The following is a 25,302-nucleotide window of genomic DNA, read 5'->3' as shown; positions in this document are numbered from 1 at the left end:
CAAAAATAGATAAACTATTTTTGTCCTATTCGATATAGCGTTTCACATCAATTAAGTGTATCGCATTCGTTAACAGTTTAAGATTATATTCAAAATCTTTTTGGACTGTTTGATCACTGACACGTAATTCCGGATACGAAACGCGATTGATATATTCAATTGATTCTGCATCAATACCACTTTGTGTGTTGTATGACTGCCATACTTGATAAAGTGCCCCGTGTTCTTTATCAAGAGTGTAATGTTTAATACGATATGTCCCTGATAATAAGTCATTCACTTTAAGTGTGACTTCCTTATTATCAAGGAAAGGGAGTACTGTATTTAATGTAAGATACGGATTGAAATGTTCTACATCATATACAATGATCTGGAAGTGATGCGGTGCACCCACAACAATACAATTTTCGAAATGGTATAAAATATTGGGTAGTAATTTTTTAAAGAGATGACTCGTAAAGAATGCTGGACGTTTGCCGTTATATTGATGGAACAACTCGATGCTATTCATATATTCTTTCTCATTGATCGCATGATGCGTGTGTAAATCATAATTGAGCCAATAACCGATTGTACCAATCATTTTGTTTAGTTGAAGAAACTGTTCAAATATTATGCCACCTCTGAAGTATTCTCCATTTGTTAAATGTGTATCTCCGGTTAATGTATTCCAGTTCAAGAGTACTAAAGACTTCTGGATGCGATGGTGCGCTAAAAATGCTTGGACTTTCTTCGTCTTGTCTACAATATGATGTTTTGCATGCTCGAATACAGCATCATCTGTAGCTTCGTAATTGATAATATCATTTTGATTGGCATCAAATACTACTTGTTCAATATGTTCATCGTACTGAATCATGTCCATCGTATCTCCAGGCGCATCGACATTTAAATGGATCAATACTTTTATGTTGGGTATAAATATAGAAACACGTTGAATAATTTGCTTGTAGCGTTTCATATTTAAATATTTGACATATAGCTTAATGTTAATATCTTCATGCGCATCCATACGCATTGTGACATGCTTTAAGAAATCTGAAAGATGTTTAATATATGTTTCATCATCTTGAATAGGATTTATCGTAAGTATCAATCCTATATTGTGACGTGTTAAGAAATCAAGACAGGCATCGACTTTATTATATCGCTGTAAATTTGAGATACGTTCATCTGTAGAAACTTCTTCTGAAATTAAATTCGGACTTTCAATCACATCTTTGACCAGCACATGTGTTATTCCGATTTCTTTCTGACACGTTATTAATTGTTGCTGTACTTGTTCGGAGAGAAGGGCATCCATATCTCCAATTTGAATAATATGATTGAATTGATGAATCATATCATGATTATTGGAGAATGTAATATCGATATTTCTTCCGATTTCAGGTGTTTCAATGAATTGTCGCTCATCATTGATGACAAATGGAGATAAGCGAATGATTAATTCACGCTTAGAAATGTTATGAGTTGTTATACGTGTTACTGGCTGTTGATGTTGCTTTCGATATTCACTTGGAGAAATGCCTGTTTGTTTCTTAAATGTTCTAGACAGCAATGCTGCATTGGTGAATCCATTTTGGAGTGCAATGTCAATCATTGTATCATCCGTGTGAATTAAGTCTTGCATGACATGTTCTAAGCGGACGTCGTTAACGAATTGGTTGAAACCCATATTCATCTTTCTCGTAAATAATTTAGATAAGTAAGCAGGTGAAAGTTCAACGAAATCAGCCATGTCTTGTAACGTAATTGGTTGAGCGTAATGCCTTTCAATAAATCGGCATACACGTTCCAGGCGCACATCATGATCAGATGTAAAGCGCATATCTTGTTGTTTTTTCGGTACATACTTAATGAGTAACATTAATAGTGACATGATTTCTTGTTCGATAAATAATTTGTAGTACTGACTTTTTCTTAAATAAACAATTCCTATTTTCGCTAATGCATTTTTAATTATGGGTACGGTATTGTGATTCGGCTGTAAATCAAACGCAGCTGGATTATCGATAACGTTATCTAATAACTGTGGTGAAATATCAAACTGCATATAATTACCACTAATATGATTGATTAATAATGTATCGTCATGATTTAATAAAATGATGTCACCACTGTTGATATGATGATGTTGTTTATTAATACTACATTCTAAAGTGCCATTTAATACAAAAAGAAAAGAGAGACCTTTCGTCTTTGTTAAAGCATTGTCGGTATGTTGGTTAAATCGTATTTGATAATGTTTCATATCATCACTCATTCTTTTTTTAGATTATTATATCAATAAATAACATAAAAGACTCAAGACATAAAAAACGTTGTCTTGAGCCTTCATTTTTAGATTCATATTTTTACAATTTTGCCTGCCATTTATCTGTCCAGACATTCTCATTTGGTACACCTTTGAATTCACTTACTCCAGTAATTTTATCTACTAATGATTTAATCGTCGTTGGATTTGAATGATATGCGTTAATATACGCTTTTACCATCGTTGCATCGTGCAAGTGCGTTGTGAAGTTTAGTGATGCGAATACAGTTGGTACCTCATACACGAACCAAGGAATTTCATTACTCATTGCTGTAGACCACTGAATACGATAGTTGTTTTGAGCTGCATAGCCTACAATATTTGCAATAACAATTGCTGCATCTACGTCTTTACGATAATCTAATGTTTTCCCTTTAACACGTGTAGAGCCATCATTCAATGTCACTTCAAAGCCACGTGATTCTAACTCAGTAATGATATTTTGAGTTACTTTACTATCTGACTGATAAATGCCGTCTTTTTCACTGTTTTCAATCATATATAATCGAATACGTTTGTGCTTTTCTGGCGTGATTGGTAATTCATCTAACGTATTTTTAACGAGCGTAATACCTAAATCAGCCGCTTCTTTTTGCATCTCTAAATGTTCTTGTTGACCGATAATATCTAAAGCTGATTCTGGCATCAGAAGAGTACCTTCTGCTTGTCTTACGTGCAGATTAAGTTGTGCTTTTAATCCTAAAATACGTCTTACTGCATCATTTAAACGTTCTTCAGTAATCACGCCATTTTTATAACCGTTTAACATAAAATTGAAGTCTTCTTCAAGATCATTAAAGAATAAAAACATGTCACAACCTGCGGCAATCGCAAGGGGTACATAATCCTCACGGCGCATTGCTGCAGTCATTCCAAGCATATGAGAGGCATCTGTTACAACTAGACCATTAAAGTTAAGTTGATCTTTTAATAAATCAGTAATGAGTTCTTTCGATAAAGTTGCAGGCAGTATATCTTTATCTTTTAAATTAGGATTGATTTGCTTTTGATATTCAGGTAATGCAATATGACCGGCCATCATCATTTGAACGCCACGTTCAATATGATTCTCATATACTTTACGGAAACTATTATTCCATTCTTCTACACTTAACTCATTCACACCTAGCACTAAGTGTTGGTCGCGTTCTTCTGTGCCATCACCCGGGAAATGTTTAATACATGTAATCATATCGCGTTCTGCGTTAAAGCCATCGATATACGCATTAGTATATTTAATTACTGTTTCTGCGTTTGTACCATATGCACGTGTATTAACGATTGTGTTACGCCAATTCTTTAAGATATCTACACAAGGATCAAAGTTAATATGAACACCAAGTGCACTTGATTCACGTGCAGCGACTAATCCTGCATTATATGCAACGCGTGTATTTTGTGCTGCTTCACATTGCGCTGCACTTGCAATATACGTACCATCTTTACATGCACCATTACCACCAGAGTCACAGTTCGCCGCAACAAGGACAGGCACTTTACTATGTTGTTGTAATTCATTTAATAATTTTTGGACATCTTCTTTAGTCCCGCCTTCATAGCGCGCACCACCGATATGATATTGTTTAAGAATATCTTGATTAGTTAGATTGGTATTGTTGTAATCTTTACCGTTTAACATGAATAAGTTAAAGAATAATTGTCCAATTTTTTCTTCGTCTGTTAAATCAGCTAATGTTTGTTCTACCCACTGGATTTGATTATCGTTTAAATGATATGGTTTTGCTTTTAAGTCTACTAATGCCATGATTATTGTCCTCCATTTAAGTTTGATTTGAATTGGTCAAGTAAGTTTGTTTGATCTTCGTTATTTAAATCGTTATTCATAAATCGCTCGAAATATGTTGTTTGAAATGCATACCATGATTCACCTTCATGATTAGCAAGTATAGGGTAGAAGAAGATATCATTTTGATGTGCTGCTTCATAATCACCGAGTGCATCACCAAGCATGATGATGTGCTTTGTTTCATAATGTTTATTTAAAGTGTTTAAACAATGTACTTTTGTGCCAGCATCTTGAGCAAACATACCTGTTAAATAACGCGTTAAACCATTAATTTCCCATTCATGTTGTACAGCTGCAAGGTTAGCTGATGATACAATTGCTATGTCAGCAAATTTAGAGATATATGCTAGTGTTTCTTTAACGTTGCCAAAGATTGTTGCATCAGGTAAAGCTTTGATACGTGTATTCACTTCATTTGACCAGTTCAGAGCTTTTTGTAATCCGATTGCTTGTGGATACTTGTCAATTTCTCTTATTAAACTTTCATTTGAGAATTCATTTGTTGTGTCCGTCCATTGTTTAATTGCTTCATAACCTTCAATTGTTATGCCGGCTTTTGTAAGTTCAGTTAACATTTTTTCTAAACCTTTGAAGCGGTTGATTCCGCGTGTAATTTCATATAAATTAAATGCATTCCAACGTGAAAGAATATCTGATTCGTTTTGTTCTAATCCCCATTCTTTAACAATCATTGGACCGAATACTTCTATGTGCTTAATATTCATCGTATCAATTGCACAGCCATCAGAATCCACACAAACGAGATAGGGATGTTTAGGCTGATAGTCTTTAAGTTGAGTAATCATATTTACATATCCTTTCAATTTTAAATTCATGTACAATAGATGTGAGGTGAAATCAAATGAAGTACGATGCTGTTTCAATCATGCAGGAAAACGCTATTCATTTGGCAGGTATTCAGCTGAAGGAAATTAAACTGAATCAAATGAATAAGTTAAAGCGCAGTTTATCGACGCCGTTTACCAATACAAGATCAAAGCAGTACCAGGAAAATGTTGAAACATTTGTCCAGGAGATGCGTCCACAAGTGATTTATCATTATAAAAATCATTTTGATGTCCAATATTTAATGTTTAAACATAAATCTGAGCAATCCATCATCATCATCGGGCCTTTTCTTGAAAGTCGTCCAAGCGAAAAAATGTGTCATGAAATGTTGCTAGCATCAAATTTACATATTTCTAAGCTGTTAAGTCTAAAACAATATTTATTACAAATACCGCTTTGCCAGTATAAAAAAGCGTTAACTTTATGCAGATTAGCCACTAAGTTTATAACTGGCAAGAAGCAATTATTTGATATTGAAGCAATTGCGTTTAAATTTCATAGAGTTATTGAAGAAACTTCTCACCAAAAGTATCAATATGAATATGAATTATCTCTTGTAGAGCACCGATATAATATTGAAAATCAGTTATTGATCGCCATTGAAAAGGGAGACATTGAAATGGCTTATCAATTACTCGCTGAAATACAATTATTAGTTTCAGGACTCAAACGTGCAAAAAATGATATTAATAATGCACGCTATAAGACAAATATCTTAAATGTACTTTCGAGAAAAGCACTAGAAAAAGCAGGTGCTAATGTGCTCGTAATAGATGAAATTTCTGCAAGATACGCTAGAAAGATTGATGATACCATCGATGCATCGCAAATGGATGATATTGCAAAAGCGCTTGTCCTGGAATATACAGAACTTGCTAATCGCGCACATGCACTTGATCATTCGCCGATAGTAACGAAAGTCATCCAATACATTGAACTTAACCTTGATAAATCTTTAACATTGCAGGAGTTGGCAGATTACGCAAAAGTATCTAAGACTTATTTATCTAAAGTATTCAATACAGAAACGAAGCAATCTTTAACAGATTACATCAACCATATGCGTATTAAGAAGTCGATTGAACTTTTAGAGCGTACTGCAATGCCTTTATCAGATGTCTATTCATATGTAGGATTCAAAAGTCAGAGCTATTTTTCAAAGTGTTTTAAGACATACACAGGTCAGACGCCACTCCAATTTAAAAAACAAATTGGAAAAATGTAAGCCTTATCACACCTTGATTATAGACAAACAAAATTTTGTAAACAACGAAATATCAAAAATATTTGTTCGTTTTTTCACAAACTCAGCAATTATGTATAATATTTTTCAAAAAAGTTTAATATTTTTATAAAAACTAATGAAAATAAACCGTTTTTTTAATGAATATACTCATTTTATTTCACAAACTAAATAACCATTAAAAATATTAAGGTTAGCTATGAATGGCGTTGTTAAAGCGTTTTCATAACTAATCTTTTTTCTTTTTTATGGGATAAAAAAATCGTATTTCACAAACTTTTTAAAATAGAATTGAAGAATTCTTTGTAAATTTTATAATGAGGTTGAGTTGGGAGACAAAAAACAAAAAGGAGGAACACGAATGAAAAAGATGTCGATATTGAATCAACTTCATCAAAATTATCTTGTAGCGGTCATCAGAGGTAAAAGTGAACAAGATGCGATCGATATGATAGAACAAATCATTAAAGGTGGCATTTATAATATTGAAATTACTTTTACAACACCTAATGCCGCTTCAGTGATTCAATATTTCAATCAAAAAGAAGATCAGCGTTTATTAATTGGCGCTGGTACGGTAATGGATACAACAACAGCAAGTATCGCGATTCAAAGTGGTGCGAAATATATCGTTTCACCTCATTTTGATAAAGAGATTGCAACCATTTGTAACTTAAATGCGATTCCTTATTTACCTGGTTGTGGTTCTGTGACTGAAATTGTACAAGCATTAAAAACAGGAGCAGACGTTGTGAAATTATTCCCAGGTAACTTATTAGGTGCTTCATTTATTAAAGATGTGCACGGACCAATCCCTCAAGTAGAACTGATGCCATCAGGTGGTGTATCTATTGAGAATATGCATGAATGGTACAACAATGGCGCATTTGCTATTGGCATTGGTAGTGCATTACAAAAAGATGCAAAAGACGGAAAAGATGAAATCATTATTGAAAATACAAAACGATTTGTAGCACAATACGAAAAAATAAAAGGGTGATGATATGTTTTTAACCTTCGGAGAAATCATGATGCGCTTAACTGCACCTGATCATCAATTGTTAAGAGAAACCAATCAACTGAATATCAGTTTTGGAGGTGCTGAAGCCAATGTTGCCATCATGCTTTCAGGCTTTGGTTTACAGACATCCTTTATGACCGGTTTACCTAACAATGATTTCGGTGAGAAAGCCATTCGAAAATTAAAAAAATATGATGTCAATACATCAGAAATCATCCAAAAAGAAGGTCGAATTGGTAGTTACTTTGTTGAAGAAGGTTTTGAATACAGACCTTCAAAAGTGATATATGATCGAAATCATTCTGTATTTTCCACATTGACTATAGAAGATTTTGATTTAGAAAAAGCATTCCAAGGCGTTACATGGTTTCACTTTACAGGTATCAGTTGTGCGGTGAATGATCAACTTTATCAATTGATACAAAAAATACTTAAATATGCAAAAAATCGTGGCGTTACAGTGAGTTGTGACTTAAACTATCGTGCAAGTTTATGGGACTTTCATCATGCAAGAATGAAAATGTCAAAACTTTTGCCATATGTTGATGTTCTGTTTGGATATGAACCCGTAACGCTACTCAATGCATATGGTCAAGAAATAAAAGACAATTTATCAAGATTTGAATCACCAGAAACATTGCAACCGATTCTTAAAAAAATTCATGAAACGTATGATGTGAAGTACATTGCTTACACCCAAAGAAAAATTTTTAACAGTTCAAGTAACCGCTTACAAGGATTTATATCAGATGGCAATAAAATATTAGAAACAAAAAGTTACGATACAAAAATATTAGATCGAGTTGGCACTGGAGATGCATTCACAGCTGGTGTGATTTATCAGCTGATTTGTGAAAGTGACCTACAAGCTACCATTGATTTTGGTATCAATAATATGATTTACAAACATACTGTTCGAGGAGATTATCAATTTATTCATCCAGAGACAATTCGATCTATTTCAAACAACAATAAAGAAATTAATCGATGAGAAAGAGGTTTTCATTATGGCAAAAACCCTAGATGCAATTAAAGAAAGAAAAGAAAGTAGTTTTGATCATATTCAAGAACCGAAATTAAAGTTTATGGAGAAGTTATCTTATGGATTTGGTGACTTCGGAAATGGCTTAATGTTCGATTTAGGGATGATCTTCTTATTAAAGTTTTACACTGACGTTTTAGGCATTTCAGCAGCATACGGCGGTATCATCTTCTTAGTCGCAAAAATATTCGATGCCTTCGTAGATACAGGTGTTGGTACATTTGTCGACTCAAGAACGAAAATTGGTAAATTCGGTAAATTTAGACCATTTATTTTATACGGTACAGTACCACTTGCAATATTAACAACGATTTCATTCTTATCACCAGACTTTAGCGATACTGGTAAAGTCATTTGGGCATTTGCAACATATTTAATTTTTAACGTAGCGTATTCATTCGTTAATATTCCTTACGGTTCATTATCTGCATCAATGACATTTAACGCAGATGACCGTACACAATTATCAGTATTCCGTAACTTCGGATCACAGTCAGCACTTTTTGTTACAGGTATATTGTTAATTCCTTTAGTGAAACATTTTGATAATCCTGCAATTGGGTTCCCAGTTGTTGTTGGTGCACTTTCAGCAACAGGTGTCATCTTCCACTTATTATGTGTACGTGGTGTTAAAGAGCGTCACGTCGTCGTCAGACAAAAAGTTGAAGGTGAACATGGCGTTGGTAAGAAAGCATTTATCAACTTAGTGAAAAATGGACCATTCGCAGTACTTGCAACATACACATTATTAACGATTACAGCAATGTTTTTAAAACAATCAACACAATTGTATTACTTCCAATACTTATTAGGTAAAGAAACATTGGTTGGTATCGTAAGTTTAGTGAACTTTGCAGTATTAATTCCAGCATTATTTTTAACAACAAAATTAAGTAAAGTATTCGGTAAGAAAACAACAGCGTTAATCGGTTTAGGTGGTTTCGTTACATTTGAAGTATTGAACTACTTATTCTCAGGTGACAACGTGACATTATTCTTAATCTTAAACGGCTGTTCAGCATTCTTCTTAGTGATTCCAAACACAGTAACTTGGGCATTTATCGCTGACGTTGTTGAATACGGTCAATGGAAATCAGGTGTGAGAACTGAAGGTATTATTTACTCAAGTTACAGCTTTACTCGTAAAGTATCACAAGCGTTAGCTGGATTTATTCCAGGTGTGATGTTAACAATGATCGGATACAAACCGAACGTTGCTCAAGCAGAAGGTACATTACAAGGTTTAAAAACACTGTATTTCTTATTACCAGCAGGTTTAAGCTTAGTCGCATTAGTATTGTTCTTATGCTTATACCGTTTAACAGATAAACGTCATAAACAAATTGTAAGCGAACTTGCACTTCGAGACGAATTACATTAAGGAGGGAATTACATGAGCTTTATTCATAAAGATTTCATGTTACAAAATGAAACAGCAAAGCATTTATATCATGATTATGCAAAAGACATGCCGATTTATGATTACCACTGTCATTTAGATCCAAAGTTAATCCGAGATAATCATCACTTTGATAACATTACAGAACTTTGGTTAGGTGGCGACCATTACAAATGGCGTGCAATGCGTGCACAAGGTATTGATGAACAATTTATCACAGGAAACGCAGCACCGCTTGAAAAGTTTATCAAATGGGCTGAAACATTAGAGAATGCAATCGGTAATCCACTTTACCATTGGTCACAATTAGAATTAAAAATGTACTTCGGCATCGATGAATTACTTACTAAAGAAAATGCGGAAGCCATTTATCATCAAGCAAATCAATATTTAAAAGACAATCATGTGACAACACAATCGTTGATTCAACAATCTAACGTTAAATTAATTTGTACAACAGATGGCCCGTTAGATCATTTAGAAGAACATGATGCAATTAAAGCACAAGCATTATCAGCAGCAGTATTGCCAGCATTTCGTCCAGATGATGCATTTAATATTCAAGAATCATCATTCAAAGTATTTGTTGAAAGTTTAGAAGCAATCACACACCAAATTACAACGGCTGATGCATTCATTGAAGCATTACACAAAAGAATTGACTACTTCCATAGTAAAGGTTCAAAGCTTGCTGACCATGGCATTGGTGAATTGAACTATCAGACTTATTCAGAAGAAGCGATTCAAGCAATTTTCAAAAAAGCACTAAACAACGAAAGTATCTCACATCAAGAAATGGGTCAATTCCAAACTTACTTATTGTTTAATTTAGGAACAAAATATCATGAACTTGACTGGACAATGCAAATTCACTTCGGTGCGATTCGTAACAACAATACACGTCAATTCAAAGCTTTAGGAAGAGATACAGGATATGATTCAATCAACGATCAAAGCAATGTTGCTTATCATTTAAATAACATCTTAAATATGTTAGCAACTGAAGATAAATTACCTAAGACAATATTGTATAACTTAAATCCAATTTATAACGATATCGTCACAACAACGATCGCCAACTTCCAAGCACCTGGTGTGAAAAGTAAAGTTCAGCACGGTGCTGGATGGTGGTTCAACGATACAAAACGCGGCATGTTAAATCAAATGGCATCTTTATCAGATCAAGGAATGCTCATGCATTTTGTCGGTATGTTAACAGATTCAAGAAGTTTCTTATCTTACTCAAGACATGACTATTTCAGACGCATTTTATGTACACATATCGGACAACTCGTTGAATTAGGTGAAGTCCCAAATGACGATGCTTTATTAGAAAGAATGATTAAAAATATAAGTTATAACAATGCGTATAACTACTTTAAATTAATTTAGGAGGAACTCGTTATGAAAATGACATTTAGATGGTACGGGAAAGATGACCCGATCTCATTAGAATACATTCGCCAGATTCCTGGTATGAAAGGTATCGTATCAGCAATTTATGATATTCCAGTTGGAGAAGTTTGGCCATTAGAAAAAATTAACGACTTAAAATCAACAATCGAAGCAGCAGGTTTAGAACTTTCAGTCATTGAATCTGTACCTGTGCATGAAGATATTAAATTAGGTAAACCAACAAGAGACAAATACATCGAGAACTACTGTGAAACATTACGTAACTTAGGTAAAGCAGGGATTAAAGTTGTATGTTATAACTTTATGCCAATTTTTGACTGGACACGTTCAAAATTAGACTATGAATTACCAGATGGTTCAACAGCATTAATTTACGATGAAAATGATATTGCGAAAATGGACCCATTAAGTGGTGAATTAGCATTACCAGGTTGGGATTCAAGTTATACAAAAGAAGATTTACAATCTTTATTCGATGATTACAAACAAGTAGACGAAGAAAAATTATGGGAAAACCTTGAATACTTCATTAAAAAAATTATTCCAGTTGCAGCCGATGAAGATGTTCTGATGGCGATCCATCCGGATGATCCACCTTGGAACATCTTTGGTTTACCACGTATCATTACAAATAAAGAAAACTTAGAACGCTTTATTAACCTATATGATTCAAAATACAACGGTTTAACAATGTGTTCAGGATCATTAGGTGCAGATAGAAACAATAATTTCCCGGAAATGCTTGAATACTTCGGTAAAAAAGGCAGAGTTAACTTCGTACATGCACGTAATGTGAAGTTAGTGGGCGATAAATCATTCCAAGAATCAGCACACTTATCAGAAGCGGGCTCAATCGATATGTATGAAGTTGTAAAAGCAATGCATAGCTTTGGTTACGAGGGACCAATTCGTCCGGACCACGGCCGCATGATTTGGGGTGAAACAGGTAAACCTGGTTACGGCTTATATGATCGTGCATTAGGTGCAACTTATTTAAACGGTTTATACGAAGCAGTGAAGAAAAGTAACGGAGGGGAAAAATAATGTTACCATTTCAAGTGGACTTAAAAGGTAAAACAGCTGTTGTTACTGGTGGTGCAGGTGTGATTGGTTCATATATGTCACGTGCATTAGCTGAATGCGGTGCAAATGTTGTCATTTTAGGCATAAGTGCAGAACCAGCAGAAAAGTTAGCAGAAGAAATTAAAGCAGCAGGCGGAGAGGCATTATCAGTTGTCGCAAGTGTTACAGATAAAGCGCAATTAGAAGCAGCTAGAAAAGAAATCAATGAAAAATATGACAAAGTAGACATTTTAATCAATGGTGCAGGTGGGAATCACCCATCTGCAACAACAGATGATGAATATTACACAGCTGAAAGCACGAAATCAAAAATGAAATCATTCTTTGACCTTGATGAAAAAGGTGTAGGCTTTGTGTTCGACTTAAACTTCTTAGGTACATTCTTACCGTCACAAGTATTTGGTCAAGATATGGTTGGTTTAGAAGATGCAACAATCATTAATATCTCATCAATGAACGCATTTACACCGCTAACTAAAATTCCAGCATACAGTGGTGCGAAATCAGCAGTAAGTAACTTCACTGAATGGTTAAGCGTGTATTTAGCAAACACAAATGTACGTGTAAATGCCATTGCACCTGGATTCTTATTAACAGATCAAAACAGAGCATTACTTAAAAATGAAGATGGAACAAATACACCACGTACTGAAAAAATCTTAGCAGCAACACCTATGAATCGTTTCGGTGAACCAGAAGAATTAATCGGTGCTTTATTATTCTTAGTATCTAAACAAGCATCAAGCTTTGTGAACGGGGTTGTATTACCTGTAGACGGTGGATTCCACGCATATTCAGGAGTATAAGAATAGGAGGTATAAGTGTGTTATATCCAATTCAAACGACAACAAGAAATATTGTAGATTTAAACGGTATTTGGTCATTTCAATTAGAAAAAGAAGCAGTGATTGATCCATCTCAACCGTTAAGCACAAATCAAGTGATGGCTGTACCTGCCTCTTATAATGATCAGGGTGTTATTTCAGAAATCAGAAATCATGTGGGTACAGTTTGGTATGAAAGAGATTTTATTGTATCTAAGTTACTTAAAGATGAGCGTAAAGTATTAAGATTTGGTTCTGCGACACATGAAGCTATTGTATATATTGATGGAAAAGAAGTGGTTCGACATAAAGGTGGATTCCTGCCGTTCGAGGTTGATATTACTGAGTTACAAGTAGGTAAACACCGCCTTACTGTGGCAGTGAATAATATATTAGATCATACAACACTACCGGTTGGCAATTATGAAGAAATATCTGAGAATGGTTTGACGAAAAAGAAAAATAGTCCGAACTTTGACTTCTTTAATTATGCAGGGCTTCATCGTCCGGTTAAAATCTATACAACACCAAAAACATATATAGAAGATATCACTATTGTTCCTAATATTAATGGACAAGATGGTATTGTAAATTATGAAATAATATCGAATAATGATTCACATGAAACAAAAGTTGAAGTGATTGATGAAGATAATAATATTGTAGCAAGTTCAACTGGTTTAGTTGGACAAATAACTGTTCCTCAAGCACATCTATGGGAACCTTTAGAAGGTTATATGTATCAGTTAAGAGTAACATTACTGAATGAAGAAGAGATTGTTGATGAATATTTAGAACCGTTTGGTATTCGAACGGTTGAAGTAAAAGACGGTCAGTTTCTGATTAATAATAAACCATTTTATTTTAAAGGATTCGGAAAACATGAAGACACTTATCTTCATGGCAGAGGATTTAATGAAGTAGCGAATGTAATGGACTTCAATTTAATGAACTGGATAGGGGCTAACTCATTTAGAACTGCACATTATCCGTATTCTGAAGAAATGATGCGCTTAGCAGATAGACAAGGGATTGTTGTTATCGATGAAACAACAGCTGTCGGCGTTCATTTGAATTTCTTAGTATCTTTAGGCGGCGCATCAACGGGTAATACGTGGGAAAGAATTCAAACACATGCCGCACATGAACAAGTCATTCGTGAACTGATTGCGCGTGATAAGAACCATCCATCTGTAGTTATGTGGTCAGTAGCAAATGAACCAGCTTCGAATGAAAAAGGTGCCCGTGAATATTTTGAACCATTTGTTAATTTAGCTAAAGAGCTTGATCCACAACGTCGTCCAGTAACGATTGTAACGATACTTATGGCACAACCAGAAGTATGTGAAGTTCAAGACTTAGTTGATGTACTTTGTCTGAATCGCTACTACGGATGGTATACACAGTCAGGTGATTTAGAAGCGGCGAAAGTTGCATTGAAACATGAAATGGACGAATGGACGAAGCGTCAGCCAGGTAAACCAATCATGTTTACTGAATATGGAGCAGACACAATTCCAGGTTACCATGCGATCGACGATATTATGTTTACTGAAGAATATCAAGTGAATTATTATAAGGCAAATCATGAAATTGTAGATCAATATCCTCATTTTGTTGGTGAACAGGCGTGGAACTTTGCTGATTTTGAAACAGGTAATGGATACATTCGTGTACAAGGTAATAAAAAAGGTATCTTCACGCGTGATAGAAAACCGAAAGCAGTAGCACATTATTTTAGAGAACGTTGGCAAAAGATTCCTAACTTCAACTATAAAAATAAATAATGAAAATAATCCCCGCGAAAATCGAGGGGATTATTTTCATTATTTTCTATTTTTCTTAGAACGGATAACCATAAGAAGTCCTAATAATAAAATGATTCCACCAGCAATGATAAGTGGTTTATTTTGTTTCTCGCCTGAATCAGGTAAAGCAGGTGAATGATTTGTTTTATTTAAGCTGTTGTTATTTACTGTTGTCGGTTTAGTTACAGGCACATCATTGAAACGATCAGTAAAAGTATCTGCGAATCCACTACTTAAGTCCAAATCTGAAGTATCATTGTGATTAGCAATTTCATTGTTGATACGCTCTAATAAATCACCTTTTTCTTTTAAATCATGCTTTATAATTTCTAATGCGCGTGTATTCAATGCATTATCTGAAATTTGATTAATCTCGTGCAAGTGTTGTAGATGTTCAATCAGTGATTTATTTTTATCAGAAAGTGTCGAAAGATTAAACCCACTATCTATTAAATCTAATAATTTAAATCGATTTTCATGCACGTTAATATAATCTTCAAGCTGAGCAGTCACTAATTGAATGAGTTTTTGCTCGAATTGTAAATGATCAATTACTTTTTCTTCAAATTGTTGAAACAATACATCGGCAGCATGTTTGTATTTTTCATTAAACCAGCGCTTGTTAATATCGATGTTAGGCAAATGTTCAGTATGGATTGATACCCTATCTTTTTGGTTAATAATATCATTTAAATGTTGTTGTTTTTCTTTTAATTTACCATCAAGTTCATGCTTTACAGTTGATTTTGCAGATTTGTATTCTTCGATGTCTTTTTTTATTGTCTCAGCTGTTTGATGAACATGGTTGTGATGTTCTTTTAATGTATTATGAACATCATTGACATCCTTTGTTACTGTGTCATGTTGTTCTTTTAATTTGTTATGAACGTTGGTAACATCATGCTTAAGAGTATTGACATGTTGTTCTATTTGTTGATGATTTAAATCTACGGCTTCTTTTGCAACTTCAATTTTATTTTCAACATCATTAACATGTTGTTTAATGTTTGATTGATGCGTATCAATCACATTATTTATTTTGTCATGTTGCGATTCTAATTTTTGAGATAATTCTCCCGCATGCACTACAGGTATAGATACAAAAAAAGAGATAAAAACGCTGGTAACAGGGATGGTCCAAGGCATAATACGTTTCGTCATAGTAGCCTCCTATTATATTTTAATATAGTAATATTAGCATCATTATTGTATCATAAATCTCTCTTTTATTGCTTTATAAAATGTATTTATTTTGTTTTTGCACCTTTTTATAAAGAGGTTGTTTTTATACCAGTATAGTTTATATGCGGTTGTTTATAGAAATCCACACGTGAATCAAATTCAAGTTGTGTAGAAGTAATGATAACTTCTTCGTTTTGTAATTCTTCAGCAATTGCGTCTAACTGCTCTTTTACTTCTGACCATGTACCGATAATTTATGATTCCATATATTGAACGGCCATACGAATGAGATTTTCTGGTAATTCAACTTCACGCATAATTTCTATTCAAAGGTAGGTATGATGTATCCAGAATTTAAATTGGGCGCATTAAAACATCAACATTTTCTAACACGAAAATTGATTATATCGCAGTTGAAAATTTAGCGAGACTTACGCGTGAATAATTGCGTAAGTCTTTTTTAATTAAATTTTATTGTCTTTGTAAGCGTTTTAAAAAATATGCTTGTTATATGATAATTTTTTGACTATTATAAATATTAGGTGTTTAAAAAGGGTATAAAAATATAAAATAAAGTAGCGGAGTGAGAGTTCGTGGGAAACGATAAAAAATTAAGTTTATTTGCACTCGTTGCAATGGTAGTAGGATCAATGATTGGTGGCGGTGCATTCAACTTAATCAGTGATATGGGTGCGCATTCTGGCGGACTTTCAATAATTATTGGATGGATTATTACCGGAATTGGTATGATTACATTAGGTTTAAGTCTTCAAAACTTAACAAGAGTAAGACCAGATTTACACGGTGGAATTTATAGTTATGCTAAAGCTGGATTTGGAGATTATATGGGTTTCAATGCTGCTTGGGGATACTGGTTTAGCACGTTACTTGGTAACGTTGCATACGGTACATTATTAATGACTGCGCTTGGTACATTTATACCGATGTTTAAAGGTGGTCATAATGTTCCGAGTATTATTCTTGCATCAATTTTATTGTGGAGTGTATTTGTATTAATTTCGAGAGGTGTTAAGAATGCGGCATTTGTAAATATGGTCGTTACAATTGCAAAGCTCATTCCAATCTTCGTCTTTATCATTACAATGATTGTCGTCTTCAACTTTGATACATTTATGACAGGCTTTTATGGTATGACAGGGAATGCTCAGAAGTCATTTAATTTCTTCGATACGATGACGCAAGTTAAAAGCACAATGATGGTAACAGTATGGGCGTTCTTAGGTGTAGAAGGTGCGGTTGTATTCTCAAGTCGTGCAAAGAAGAGAAGCGATGTTGGGAAAGCAACGATTATTGGTTTAGTGAGTGTATTAATTATATATATTTTGATTACTTTATTAGCTCAAGGGGTTATTATTCAAAATAAAATTGCTGACTTAAGCAATCCATCGATGGCAGCAGTTATGGCACATATCGTAGGACCTTGGGGGGCACATTTCATCAATATTGGTTTAATGATTTCAGTTATTGGTGCATGGTTAGGATGGTCTTTATTATCAGCGGAAGTGCCGAACTTAGCAGCGAAAGATGATATCTTCCCAGAATGGTTTGGGCGAGATAATCGAAATAATGCACCAGTGAATGCAATGCTTGTAACGTTCTTAATTATTCAGGCATTCTTTATCACGCTGTTATTCACAGATAAAGCATATAAGTTTGCATTCAGTTTAGCTTCATCGGCTGTATTATTACCGTATGCCTTTAGTGCATTTTATCAGTTAAAGTATAGTGTGCAGCATCAATTATCAATTACTCAGAAGGTTATTGGTGCAATTGCTTCGGTTTATAGTGTCTGGTTAATATTTGCGGCGGGGATGGAATATTTATTATTAACGATGATGTTATTCTTCCCAGGGATTTTTGTGTATCGTCGTGTACAACAAACACATAATAGAAGTGTGACAGGTGTTGATAAAGCTGTCTTTGTAGTGTTAGGAATCTTCACATTAATTGGCGCCTACTTTATTGTAACGGGTAATATTGAAAGTTTTTAAATTTTACACACTTAAATTATAAAACTATGTATTAATAAAGTATTAATGAAATGAACAAGAATCAGGATAGCCATGTGCTATCCTGTTTTTTATGTTGCGAATATGAAATATATCGTCACAAATATGAATGATTGTCACTAAAAAGCGTCGAACTTTGTCATACTTATATAATAATCTATTATATAGTGAGGGATTCTTATGTCGAGAGAAGTATTGAGACTAGAGAATGTTAATAAATACAAAGGGAAAGCGCATATTATTAAAGATTTAAGCTTTTCAGTGAACGCTGGAGAAGTATTTGGATTTCTAGGGCCAAATGGTGCCGGCAAGACATCGACTATACGTATGATCGTCGGACTTAATAAAGTGTCGAGTGGCTCGATATACATAAATGGACATGATATTAAGAAAGATTTCAAGAAAGTGATAAAGGAAGTCGGTGCGATTGTTGAAAACCCAGAACTCTATCCATTTCTTTCAGGGTACGACAATTTAGTTCACTTCGCTAAGATGAATGATAACGTTTCGAAAGAACGCATAGATGAGGTTGTAGCACTTGTTGGTTTGACAGATGCGATTCATATGAAAGTAAGACAATATTCTCTTGGGATGCGTCAAAGACTAGGTATTGCAGTTTCAATATTACATCGACCTTCTGTGTTAATTCTCGATGAACCTACAAATGGACTGGATCCTGCAGGGATTAAGGAAATTAGGCATTATATTAGAAATTTAGCAGAAAAAGAAGGCGTGGCAGTCATCGTTTCATCTCATTTACTTGGAGAAATTGAAATGATGTGCGACCGTATTTGTGTGATTAAAGATGGACAACTTGTAACGATACAAGATGTTAACGATGCCACTTCGGTAGAACAATATCAATTCATATTGAAAGCGACACCGTTAGACAAAGCACAGCAATTATTAATACAACTAGATTATGTAGAACATACTTCAATCGTCGATGACGCACTACATATTAAATTACCTGAAGTGAAAGTGCCTGAAATGATTCATGCGCTATCACAAGCACAAATTGCAATGTATGCTTTTTATAGAGAGAAAGTAAATCTGGAAGCGCGTTTCTTTGAAATGATTGGTGGTGACAGTAATGCTTAAATTATATCGTTTAGTAGGTAATGAACTTAAGAAAATATTCGCTAAAAAAATGATCTGGTCCATCGTTCTTGTGGTGCTCGTTTCGGTTGTAGGTGTGGCAATGTTAACGCAATCAAGTAAAGTGATTGATACGAAGACAACGTACACAAAAGATTGGGAAAAGCAGCTCGTTGAACAGAACAAAAAGCTCGCTGCAGATAAAAAGGCGAACCCCGTTCACGTGAAACATAGAATTGAAAAGAACAATTACTATTTAAAACATCATTTGAAACCCAATCATTATCAGGCAGGAGATTTCTTGATTGATAATGCCTTTCTGACAGCATTGATCAGTCTAATTACGATTGTTGTTGCAGGTGGTAGTATTGCGAATGAGTTTACATATGGGACGATTAAGCAACTGTTGATTCGACCAGTTTCCCGTACAGTGATACTCATATCTAAATATATCGCGATGATACTGTTTAGTGGTATTATGATGGTGATATTGCTGGCAATTACTTATATTGTTGGCTTAATCTTCTTTGGAAGCACAAGTATTAATCCAGAATTAGTGTTTGAACGACCGGATCACTTTGCAAAGAACACGTTATGGAATGAAACATTTCTTATTTATGGATTAAAGTTAATCCATGTTATTTCACTCGGAACATTTGGTTTCATGGTATCTAGTATATTAAGAAATAACGGTTTAGCAATAGGGTTGAGTATGTTTATTATGTTCCTGGGTTCTACCGTATCAGCGTTTATTACACAATATGAATGGTCGAAATATTTATTATTCACTAACTCTGATTTATCACGTTATTTTCATTTTATAGGACCATTTAGAGATGATATGACGTTTTCATTCTCTGCAACAGTAACAGCAGTTTATATAGTAATATTTTTAATATTAGCTTGGGTAGCGTTTGTGAAAAGAGATGTGAATTAAATGGGAGAGAGGCTATTTTCAATGCGCTTAGGTCCGAACAAATTGGAAGCAATCTCAAGAAATCGCTCTTTGATTTCGAAAGGAAAGGTGAAATTTGACGAGGACCTGCATTGAAAATGCCGTTTAAGGCTGTCGAACTTGCGTTCAGCCCTTGTTTAATGCTATTCCCCATAAAAAAGAGCAAGACTACTGTCTCACTCCCTTGTCGGTAATTTATTAATCTTTCGTGATGATATATAGCACGTCTCGCCATTGTTAAAGTGGACGAGACGATTTTTTTTATCAATCGAAGTAATATGTTCTATATTGATAATATACGATTGATGGCATCTAAAGAAACGCGCATCAAGATCATCATATTCTTTTAAGTTCCCGTAGAACTCCAATCGTCGATTCTTTAAATGTAAAATAATGCGGTGTGGATTGGGTGAAGATTCAAAGAAAATAATATCATCATAATTAATGAATAGTTGCTGACTTCCAGATTTAATTTCCAGCTTTTCTATTTTATCACGTTCAATAATTGCACTTAAACGTCTTTGACATACATCAATACATTCTCTAATACTATGATCCAGCATTGCTAAATCATCTTTAATAATAAAATCCAGTGCCGAAACTTTATATTTAAATGTAAGATATGTGAGTTCACTATGGCTCGTAATAAATATGATATGACCGAGTGCGTCTTTTTCACGAATTTTTTGTGCCAACTGCACACCATTAATATCTGAAGATAAATCAATATCTAAAAAATAAATACCTATATCGTTCGATGCATTCACTTTATCCAGCAATTCATATGGATCAGTCGTTGCAAGTGCTAATGTCATATCCAATTGTTCAATCATGATGTAATTAGAAATAACCTGCTTTACATGATTGAGTTGTTCTATTGAATCTTCACATATATAAATATTCATTTTACGGCTCCTCATAGCTAAATAATATCTCAATTTTCTGGATGAAAGTATGCGCTTGAATAGAGGTATCCAAAAATACATTTGAATATTTTTTTGAAATTTCGTTTAAATTAGAAAGACCTAATCCTCTTTCACCGCTCTTAGATGAATAATTCTCTTGATACAGTTCAGCGATAGAAGGCATCGACTGATTGCACGTATTCGAAATGACGAAGATTAAGCTTTCTTTCGTCTTCATTAATGCAGCTTGAATTTCACTATTCTCTACTTCCTCAGACGCTTCAATCGCATTATCCCAAACAATCCCCATCATTCTACAATAATCAATAATATCCATTTGAATATCATCTTCATTAATTTCATCTGCAATATCAATCTTTAAAGTAATTTTACCTTCTTGTGTAGCTATAATCTTAGTGGTTAACAAACCTTTTAAAGGTACGATATTCACTTTATCCATACCAAACAGTTGATATTGCTGATAATCAATGTTCTCTTTTAACGGAACGATGTACTGATCGAAATAATTTCTTAAACCTTCCATATCATCTTCATAAATGTATCCAGACATTGTTGTTAATATATTAACATAATCATGCTTAAACTTGCGCATCGCAGTATTGGTTTGTTCAAGTTCTTTCGTGTACTCAAAATAATCGCGATTCTCTTTATTTTTTATATTAAGTAAGAGCTTTTGATAAAATGCACGTGCGAGTAAAATAATCATGATAAAACTGATCACAAAATATGCAATATAAATTGATACAAAAGTAATATAATCCGATTTATTAAGCGCGTGATCAGGTCGTGTAATATATATCAAAAAGATAGATATTGCGAGATAACTGACAAGGAGATTAATGAATTTCTTATCTGTATAAAGGATTTGAAAGTCTTTAATATAGTCATATAACTTTCTGACGAGCCAAGGCAACAGCATCATTAAACATAGAAAGGTAATAAAATATAAGATGTAATCATCATGATAAAAAAACTTTTCACCAAAAAGAAAGATAGTGACCAATGCCGCGACATGGTCACTAATTACTGCGATAAATATCGTAACAAGTACAACTAATCCGTTAAATATCCATGATTGATGGCGGTGGAAAAACATGTAGTAAACGATAAAATATATAATCGCTAATGATTTAAAAATGAAAAATAATATGATTGCCGGTATGAAAAATAATAAGATGAGTTGAATCACATCTTGTTTCTTATATTTAAAATTACCAATCATTGCAGCAGCAATACTAAAACATATACATTGAAAAGCAATAAAAAATATGGATTCTAATGGCGTAAAATCAGTCATTAGTGAGGCATTCTTTTATCTTCAAATAGTCTGCTGTCTAACTCATCTTCGTTGAAATAAAAATAACAACTTCTTACAATACTCTTGTCTCCAATAAAAATAATAAAGTTAATAATGGCCTGAATGAAATTATGCATCATATTTCCTCCTCATATAAGTAATTAATAACGTGATGCTTTGTGTAATTATACCATAATGTATCAGCATACTGTATGGTGCATCAATCAGTAATGCAGTACTTAATAACACTAACGTGATGATTGCAGTTTTAATATGAAGGGCAGTCATCATATAGTGGTGAATAGGCTGCGCCTTTGTTGGTTGTGGTCCCAACACTATAATTAAAATTGCTGCAATCATACCAGGTATGGTGAAGTTGATGGAAGCTACCATATGTAATAAACAATACGGTATGATTACGAAAGTCACTAAGCTTTGCAACATACATAAATAGAAATTTTTTATATGTGCTCCAAAGCTGAAATAGCGAATCATAAAATAACAACAGTGGACAACAAAAACTTGTAATAATATGTTCAGACAAAAGCTTGTAAAATAAATCGTAAATGAAATAAATAGATTTTTACGAATCACTTGTAAACCACGTTTAAATTTTAAACGATCGATTTCAGACAAAGGATTGTAAGGTTTTCGCGATAACATTTATTCCATCTCCTCATATAAGTATTTTAAGATTTTATTGCGTATTAAATAATAAATCATTCGAATTTGTATGATTTTTCTTCCTAAGTGCCATCAAATATTTTACAAATAACGCATTTGAGAATAAATTTCAGTATATTATGCAGTATAAAACTATAATATTTCATCGTTTTTTATAATATAAGTAAGTTAACGATACGAAGGAGGAACAGAAAATGATTCTTGAAATTATCCAAGGTATTATTAAAGTTATCACGTTTATCATTGACACAGTTGCAAAATTCTCTTAATTAAAAATGATTATTTTGAAAGGAGGAATTTAATATGTTAGCGGATATCATCGATACAATTGTTAAATTCGTTACTTTAATCGCTGAAACAATCACTAAATTTGCAGGTTAATTTATAACCTACTTTTAAAACTAACTCACTTTCTAACGCACTATTTTTATCTAACTTTCTTTATACTTTTATCTCATAGGCTAACGTTCTCGCGTTAAGCCATAAAATAACATAAGAACATCCCCTTAAATTTTCTTTATGATTTAAGGGGATGTTTTTTTGTAGGAATTGCATATTACTTTTGAAGTATTTGAATAGCTTTTACGATTCTATCTATATAGCTAACTAATTAACTTATTTAATCTAAATCGCGCGTATTAAGTCTTAAGTTCTTAATGTTTAATCGACCTAAGTAAGCAACATAAAGTAAACATCCTGCGACTAGTCCAACCATCGCAACAATGATAATCGCTTCATTAATTGGAATGCTACCTTCAAAATCGAATATGGATTCTCTTAATGCTTTAATGACATAAGTCATAGGTGAGAACCAATGTAAACTTTGGAAGAAGTGATTTGTTAATTGTATTGGAAATGTGCCTTCACTTGAACCAAGTTGTAATATTAATAAGATAATGGCTAGAAACTTTCCGATGTTACCAAATGCGGCAACTAAGAATGAAACAAGGAGAACAGCAGTAATCGACCATACGACTAACGTTAAAGTGAAAAATCCAAAGTCTGCAATTTTAATATCAATAATGTATTGCGTGAACAATGAGAGTAACAACCCTTGAAGTAAACCATGTGTAATCATTAAACCTAGTTTGTTAAGCCACCAGTTTGCAGCACTTCTAGATTCTCCAACCCTTTTATCAACTGGGTAAATCGTAACGAATGCAATGGCACCGACATACAGACTTAAACTTAGAACATATGGTGCAAAGCTTTGTCCATAGTTCTTAACTTCTGTAACATTATGTTGAACAGTGTGTACAGGATCACTAATGGTAATCGCATTATCTTCATCGAAAGACAAATTGTCTGTTTGTTTAAGTGACTTATCAATTGCTTGCGTAATGGTATTGGTATTTGTTGCAAGTTCATTTAAACCAGCTGTAATTTGATTGGATCCTGCAATCAATTGAGAAAATTGACTGTTTTGTAACGGTGGCATCATTGATTGTGTTTGAATTAGTCCCCCATCAACTTGTTTTGATCCATTTGCTAATTTAACTTCAGCCTGCTGCATTTTTTTTAGATTAACAGATAGCTCTTCTGAATGGCTACGCATATTTTTTATATTTCCGAATATTTTCTTCATATACAACTCGCGTAGCGATAATGAAATATTTTCTTTAACAGCCTGAATACTTTTATCCCCGATACTTTGACCAGAATAACTATATCCAGGGTTAGTTTTCACATGCATTTCCATTTGTCTTGGTTCTGGGTTAAGCATTGTTGCAGCATCATCTGAGAAGTCTTGAGGGAATTCTATCACCGCAAAATAGGTCCCTTTCTCAATACCACTTTTAGCTTTCTTTGAATCAACGAATTCCCATTTGAAATCATCATTTTTCTTAAGTTTTTCGGTAACACGATCGCCTAGGTTTTCATCTTTACCTTGAATTTTGGCCCCTTTATCATTGTTGACAATAGCGATAGGGAGATCTTTTGTTTGTCCATAAGGATCCCACATTGAATAAATAAAGACTGCACTATAAATTATGGGTAAAAATAATATAACAATAAGTGAAGCGAATAATACTGGGTGTCTAAGTAATGCTTTAAAGTCTTTGAACAAATTAATTTCCTCCTTTTTGTTATATTAAAAAAGTAAAATGGCATTTTGATAAGTCTTTATTATGTGTAACTCTATTTTTACATTTTACTAGTATAGTATAGGTAAAATTACATTACAAGTTTTTAATATTCAAAATGCATTAACTTTATGGTTTAATCATATGCAATGTTAAATGGAAATAGCAAATATAATAAGTATTTAAATGATATAAATATGAATTAAAGCTTACAAATGCATAAAACGGGTATGGTGAAAA

The 25,302-nt window shown here is 33.6% G+C and carries 20 protein-coding genes; 11 read left to right on the top strand and 9 right to left on the bottom strand.

The window, feature by feature from the left end; all coding sequences use genetic code 11:
• Nucleotides 1-25: 25 nt before the first annotated feature.
• The 3 genes from aryK to OCL94_RS11010 all read right to left on the bottom strand — a co-directional run bounded on the left by aryK (nucleotide 26) and on the right by OCL94_RS11010 (nucleotide 4,927).
• On the bottom strand, nucleotides 26-2,251 hold the full coding sequence (aryK, locus tag OCL94_RS11020) for a transcriptional regulator AryK (RefSeq protein WP_262996975.1): 2,226 nt from the start codon (nucleotides 2,249-2,251) through the stop codon (nucleotides 26-28).
• A gap of 103 nt (nucleotides 2,252-2,354) precedes the next feature.
• A complete protein-coding gene (locus OCL94_RS11015; RefSeq protein WP_262996974.1) occupies nucleotides 2,355-4,079 on the bottom strand; it encodes a glycoside hydrolase family 3 protein in 1,725 nt (574 codons plus the stop codon).
• A 2-nt stretch (nucleotides 4,080-4,081) separates the two neighbouring features.
• The gene (locus OCL94_RS11010; RefSeq protein WP_262996973.1) at nucleotides 4,082-4,927 is read right to left on the bottom strand and encodes an HAD hydrolase-like protein; all 846 of its coding nucleotides are present in this window, start codon (nucleotides 4,925-4,927) and stop codon (nucleotides 4,082-4,084) included.
• A 56-nt stretch (nucleotides 4,928-4,983) separates the two neighbouring features.
• Between OCL94_RS11010 and OCL94_RS11005 the strand changes: the two genes are divergently transcribed.
• The 8 genes from OCL94_RS11005 (at nucleotide 4,984) to uidA (ending at nucleotide 14,785) form a co-directional block, all read left to right on the top strand.
• Nucleotides 4,984-6,195, top strand: a complete 1,212-nt coding sequence (locus tag OCL94_RS11005; protein WP_262996972.1) for an AraC family transcriptional regulator — start codon at nucleotides 4,984-4,986, stop codon at nucleotides 6,193-6,195.
• A 379-nt stretch (nucleotides 6,196-6,574) separates the two neighbouring features.
• Nucleotides 6,575-7,213 (top strand): bifunctional 2-keto-4-hydroxyglutarate aldolase/2-keto-3-deoxy-6-phosphogluconate aldolase, encoded by a 639-nt coding sequence (locus tag OCL94_RS11000; RefSeq protein WP_262996971.1) that lies wholly within the window; start codon nucleotides 6,575-6,577, stop codon nucleotides 7,211-7,213.
• A gap of 4 nt (nucleotides 7,214-7,217) precedes the next feature.
• Nucleotides 7,218-8,225 (top strand): sugar kinase, encoded by a 1,008-nt coding sequence (locus OCL94_RS10995; protein ID WP_262996970.1) that lies wholly within the window; start codon nucleotides 7,218-7,220, stop codon nucleotides 8,223-8,225.
• A 16-nt stretch (nucleotides 8,226-8,241) separates the two neighbouring features.
• Nucleotides 8,242-9,657: a glycoside-pentoside-hexuronide (GPH):cation symporter gene (locus OCL94_RS10990; RefSeq protein WP_262996969.1), complete on the top strand. Its 1,416-nt coding sequence runs from the start codon at nucleotides 8,242-8,244 to the stop codon at nucleotides 9,655-9,657.
• Between the two features lie 12 nt (nucleotides 9,658-9,669).
• Complete coding sequence (gene uxaC, locus OCL94_RS10985) at nucleotides 9,670-11,067, top strand: glucuronate isomerase (RefSeq protein ID WP_262996968.1); 1,398 nt, start codon at nucleotides 9,670-9,672, stop codon at nucleotides 11,065-11,067.
• A 12-nt stretch (nucleotides 11,068-11,079) separates the two neighbouring features.
• Nucleotides 11,080-12,135 carry a mannonate dehydratase gene (gene uxuA / locus OCL94_RS10980; RefSeq protein ID WP_262996967.1) on the top strand — a complete coding sequence of 352 codons (1,056 nt, stop codon included), beginning with the start codon at nucleotides 11,080-11,082 and terminating at the stop codon, nucleotides 12,133-12,135.
• Nucleotides 12,132-12,980: an SDR family oxidoreductase gene (locus OCL94_RS10975; RefSeq protein ID WP_262996989.1), complete on the top strand. Its 849-nt coding sequence runs from the start codon at nucleotides 12,132-12,134 to the stop codon at nucleotides 12,978-12,980. The genes uxuA and OCL94_RS10975 overlap by 4 nt, the downstream gene beginning before the upstream one ends.
• A 17-nt stretch (nucleotides 12,981-12,997) precedes the next feature.
• Complete coding sequence (gene uidA / locus OCL94_RS10970; protein ID WP_262996966.1) at nucleotides 12,998-14,785, top strand: beta-glucuronidase; 1,788 nt, start codon at nucleotides 12,998-13,000, stop codon at nucleotides 14,783-14,785.
• Nucleotides 14,786-14,824: 39 nt separating this feature from the next.
• Here the strand turns inward: uidA and OCL94_RS10965 are convergent, their stop codons facing one another.
• Nucleotides 14,825-15,967: an LPXTG cell wall anchor domain-containing protein gene (locus OCL94_RS10965; RefSeq protein ID WP_262996965.1), complete on the bottom strand. Its 1,143-nt coding sequence runs from the start codon at nucleotides 15,965-15,967 to the stop codon at nucleotides 14,825-14,827.
• Between the two features lie 614 nt (nucleotides 15,968-16,581).
• On the opposite strand from OCL94_RS10965, the gene arcD reads away from it, so the two are divergent.
• From arcD to OCL94_RS10950, 3 genes are all read left to right on the top strand, one after another.
• Nucleotides 16,582-18,000 carry an arginine-ornithine antiporter gene (gene arcD / locus OCL94_RS10960; RefSeq protein ID WP_262996964.1) on the top strand — a complete coding sequence of 473 codons (1,419 nt, stop codon included), beginning with the start codon at nucleotides 16,582-16,584 and terminating at the stop codon, nucleotides 17,998-18,000.
• Between the two features lie 198 nt (nucleotides 18,001-18,198).
• Nucleotides 18,199-19,119, top strand: a complete 921-nt coding sequence (locus tag OCL94_RS10955) for an ABC transporter ATP-binding protein (RefSeq protein WP_262996963.1) — start codon at nucleotides 18,199-18,201, stop codon at nucleotides 19,117-19,119.
• Nucleotides 19,112-20,053, top strand: coding sequence for an ABC transporter permease (locus OCL94_RS10950; protein ID WP_262996962.1), 942 nt, complete (start codon nucleotides 19,112-19,114; stop codon nucleotides 20,051-20,053). The genes OCL94_RS10955 and OCL94_RS10950 overlap by 8 nt, the downstream gene beginning before the upstream one ends.
• Before the next feature lie 194 nt (nucleotides 20,054-20,247).
• On the opposite strand, the gene OCL94_RS10945 is transcribed toward OCL94_RS10950, so the two are convergent.
• The 5 genes from OCL94_RS10945 to OCL94_RS10925 form a co-directional block, all read right to left on the bottom strand.
• Nucleotides 20,248-20,976 (bottom strand): LytR/AlgR family response regulator transcription factor, encoded by a 729-nt coding sequence (locus OCL94_RS10945; RefSeq protein ID WP_262996961.1) that lies wholly within the window; start codon nucleotides 20,974-20,976, stop codon nucleotides 20,248-20,250.
• A gap of 1 nt (nucleotide 20,977) precedes the next feature.
• On the bottom strand, nucleotides 20,978-22,294 hold the full coding sequence (locus tag OCL94_RS10940) for a sensor histidine kinase (RefSeq protein WP_262996960.1): 1,317 nt from the start codon (nucleotides 22,292-22,294) through the stop codon (nucleotides 20,978-20,980).
• Entirely contained in the window at nucleotides 22,294-22,434 is a 141-nt protein-coding gene (locus OCL94_RS10935) for a hypothetical protein (protein WP_262996959.1), read from the bottom strand. Before OCL94_RS10935 ends, OCL94_RS10940 begins: the two co-directional genes overlap by 1 nt.
• On the bottom strand, nucleotides 22,424-22,957 hold the full coding sequence (locus OCL94_RS10930) for an accessory gene regulator B family protein (protein ID WP_262996958.1): 534 nt from the start codon (nucleotides 22,955-22,957) through the stop codon (nucleotides 22,424-22,426). The genes OCL94_RS10935 and OCL94_RS10930 overlap by 11 nt, the downstream gene beginning before the upstream one ends.
• Nucleotides 22,958-23,597: 640 nt before the next feature.
• Nucleotides 23,598-25,046 carry a YhgE/Pip family protein gene (locus tag OCL94_RS10925; RefSeq protein WP_262996957.1) on the bottom strand — a complete coding sequence of 483 codons (1,449 nt, stop codon included), beginning with the start codon at nucleotides 25,044-25,046 and terminating at the stop codon, nucleotides 23,598-23,600.
• Nucleotides 25,047-25,302: the final 256 nt, after the last annotated feature.

This window comes from Macrococcus capreoli, assembly GCF_025628935.1.
GTDB lineage: Bacteria > Bacillota > Bacilli > Staphylococcales > Staphylococcaceae > Macrococcoides > Macrococcoides capreoli.
The sequence above is the reverse complement of the archived record's forward strand: the minus strand, read 5'-3'. Positions and strand labels throughout refer to the sequence as shown.

Coding starts and splice junctions, on each gene's coding strand:
- aryK (WP_262996975.1), bottom strand. CDS start 2,251: ATGAAACATTATCAAATACGATTTAACCAACATACCGACAATGCTTTA.
- OCL94_RS11015 (WP_262996974.1), bottom strand. CDS start 4,079: ATGGCATTAGTAGACTTAAAAGCAAAACCATATCATTTAAACGATAAT.
- OCL94_RS11010 (WP_262996973.1), bottom strand. CDS start 4,927: ATGATTACTCAACTTAAAGACTATCAGCCTAAACATCCCTATCTCGTT.
- OCL94_RS11005 (WP_262996972.1), top strand. CDS start 4,984: ATGAAGTACGATGCTGTTTCAATCATGCAGGAAAACGCTATTCATTTG.
- OCL94_RS11000 (WP_262996971.1), top strand. CDS start 6,575: ATGAAAAAGATGTCGATATTGAATCAACTTCATCAAAATTATCTTGTA.
- OCL94_RS10995 (WP_262996970.1), top strand. CDS start 7,218: ATGTTTTTAACCTTCGGAGAAATCATGATGCGCTTAACTGCACCTGAT.
- OCL94_RS10990 (WP_262996969.1), top strand. CDS start 8,242: ATGGCAAAAACCCTAGATGCAATTAAAGAAAGAAAAGAAAGTAGTTTT.
- uxaC (WP_262996968.1), top strand. CDS start 9,670: ATGAGCTTTATTCATAAAGATTTCATGTTACAAAATGAAACAGCAAAG.
- uxuA (WP_262996967.1), top strand. CDS start 11,080: ATGAAAATGACATTTAGATGGTACGGGAAAGATGACCCGATCTCATTA.
- OCL94_RS10965 (WP_262996965.1), bottom strand. CDS start 15,967: ATGACGAAACGTATTATGCCTTGGACCATCCCTGTTACCAGCGTTTTT.
- OCL94_RS10955 (WP_262996963.1), top strand. CDS start 18,199: ATGTCGAGAGAAGTATTGAGACTAGAGAATGTTAATAAATACAAAGGG.
- OCL94_RS10950 (WP_262996962.1), top strand. CDS start 19,112: ATGCTTAAATTATATCGTTTAGTAGGTAATGAACTTAAGAAAATATTC.
- OCL94_RS10945 (WP_262996961.1), bottom strand. CDS start 20,976: ATGAATATTTATATATGTGAAGATTCAATAGAACAACTCAATCATGTA.
- OCL94_RS10940 (WP_262996960.1), bottom strand. CDS start 22,294: ATGACTGATTTTACGCCATTAGAATCCATATTTTTTATTGCTTTTCAA.
- OCL94_RS10935 (WP_262996959.1), bottom strand. CDS start 22,434: ATGATGCATAATTTCATTCAGGCCATTATTAACTTTATTATTTTTATT.
- OCL94_RS10930 (WP_262996958.1), bottom strand. CDS start 22,957: ATGTTATCGCGAAAACCTTACAATCCTTTGTCTGAAATCGATCGTTTA.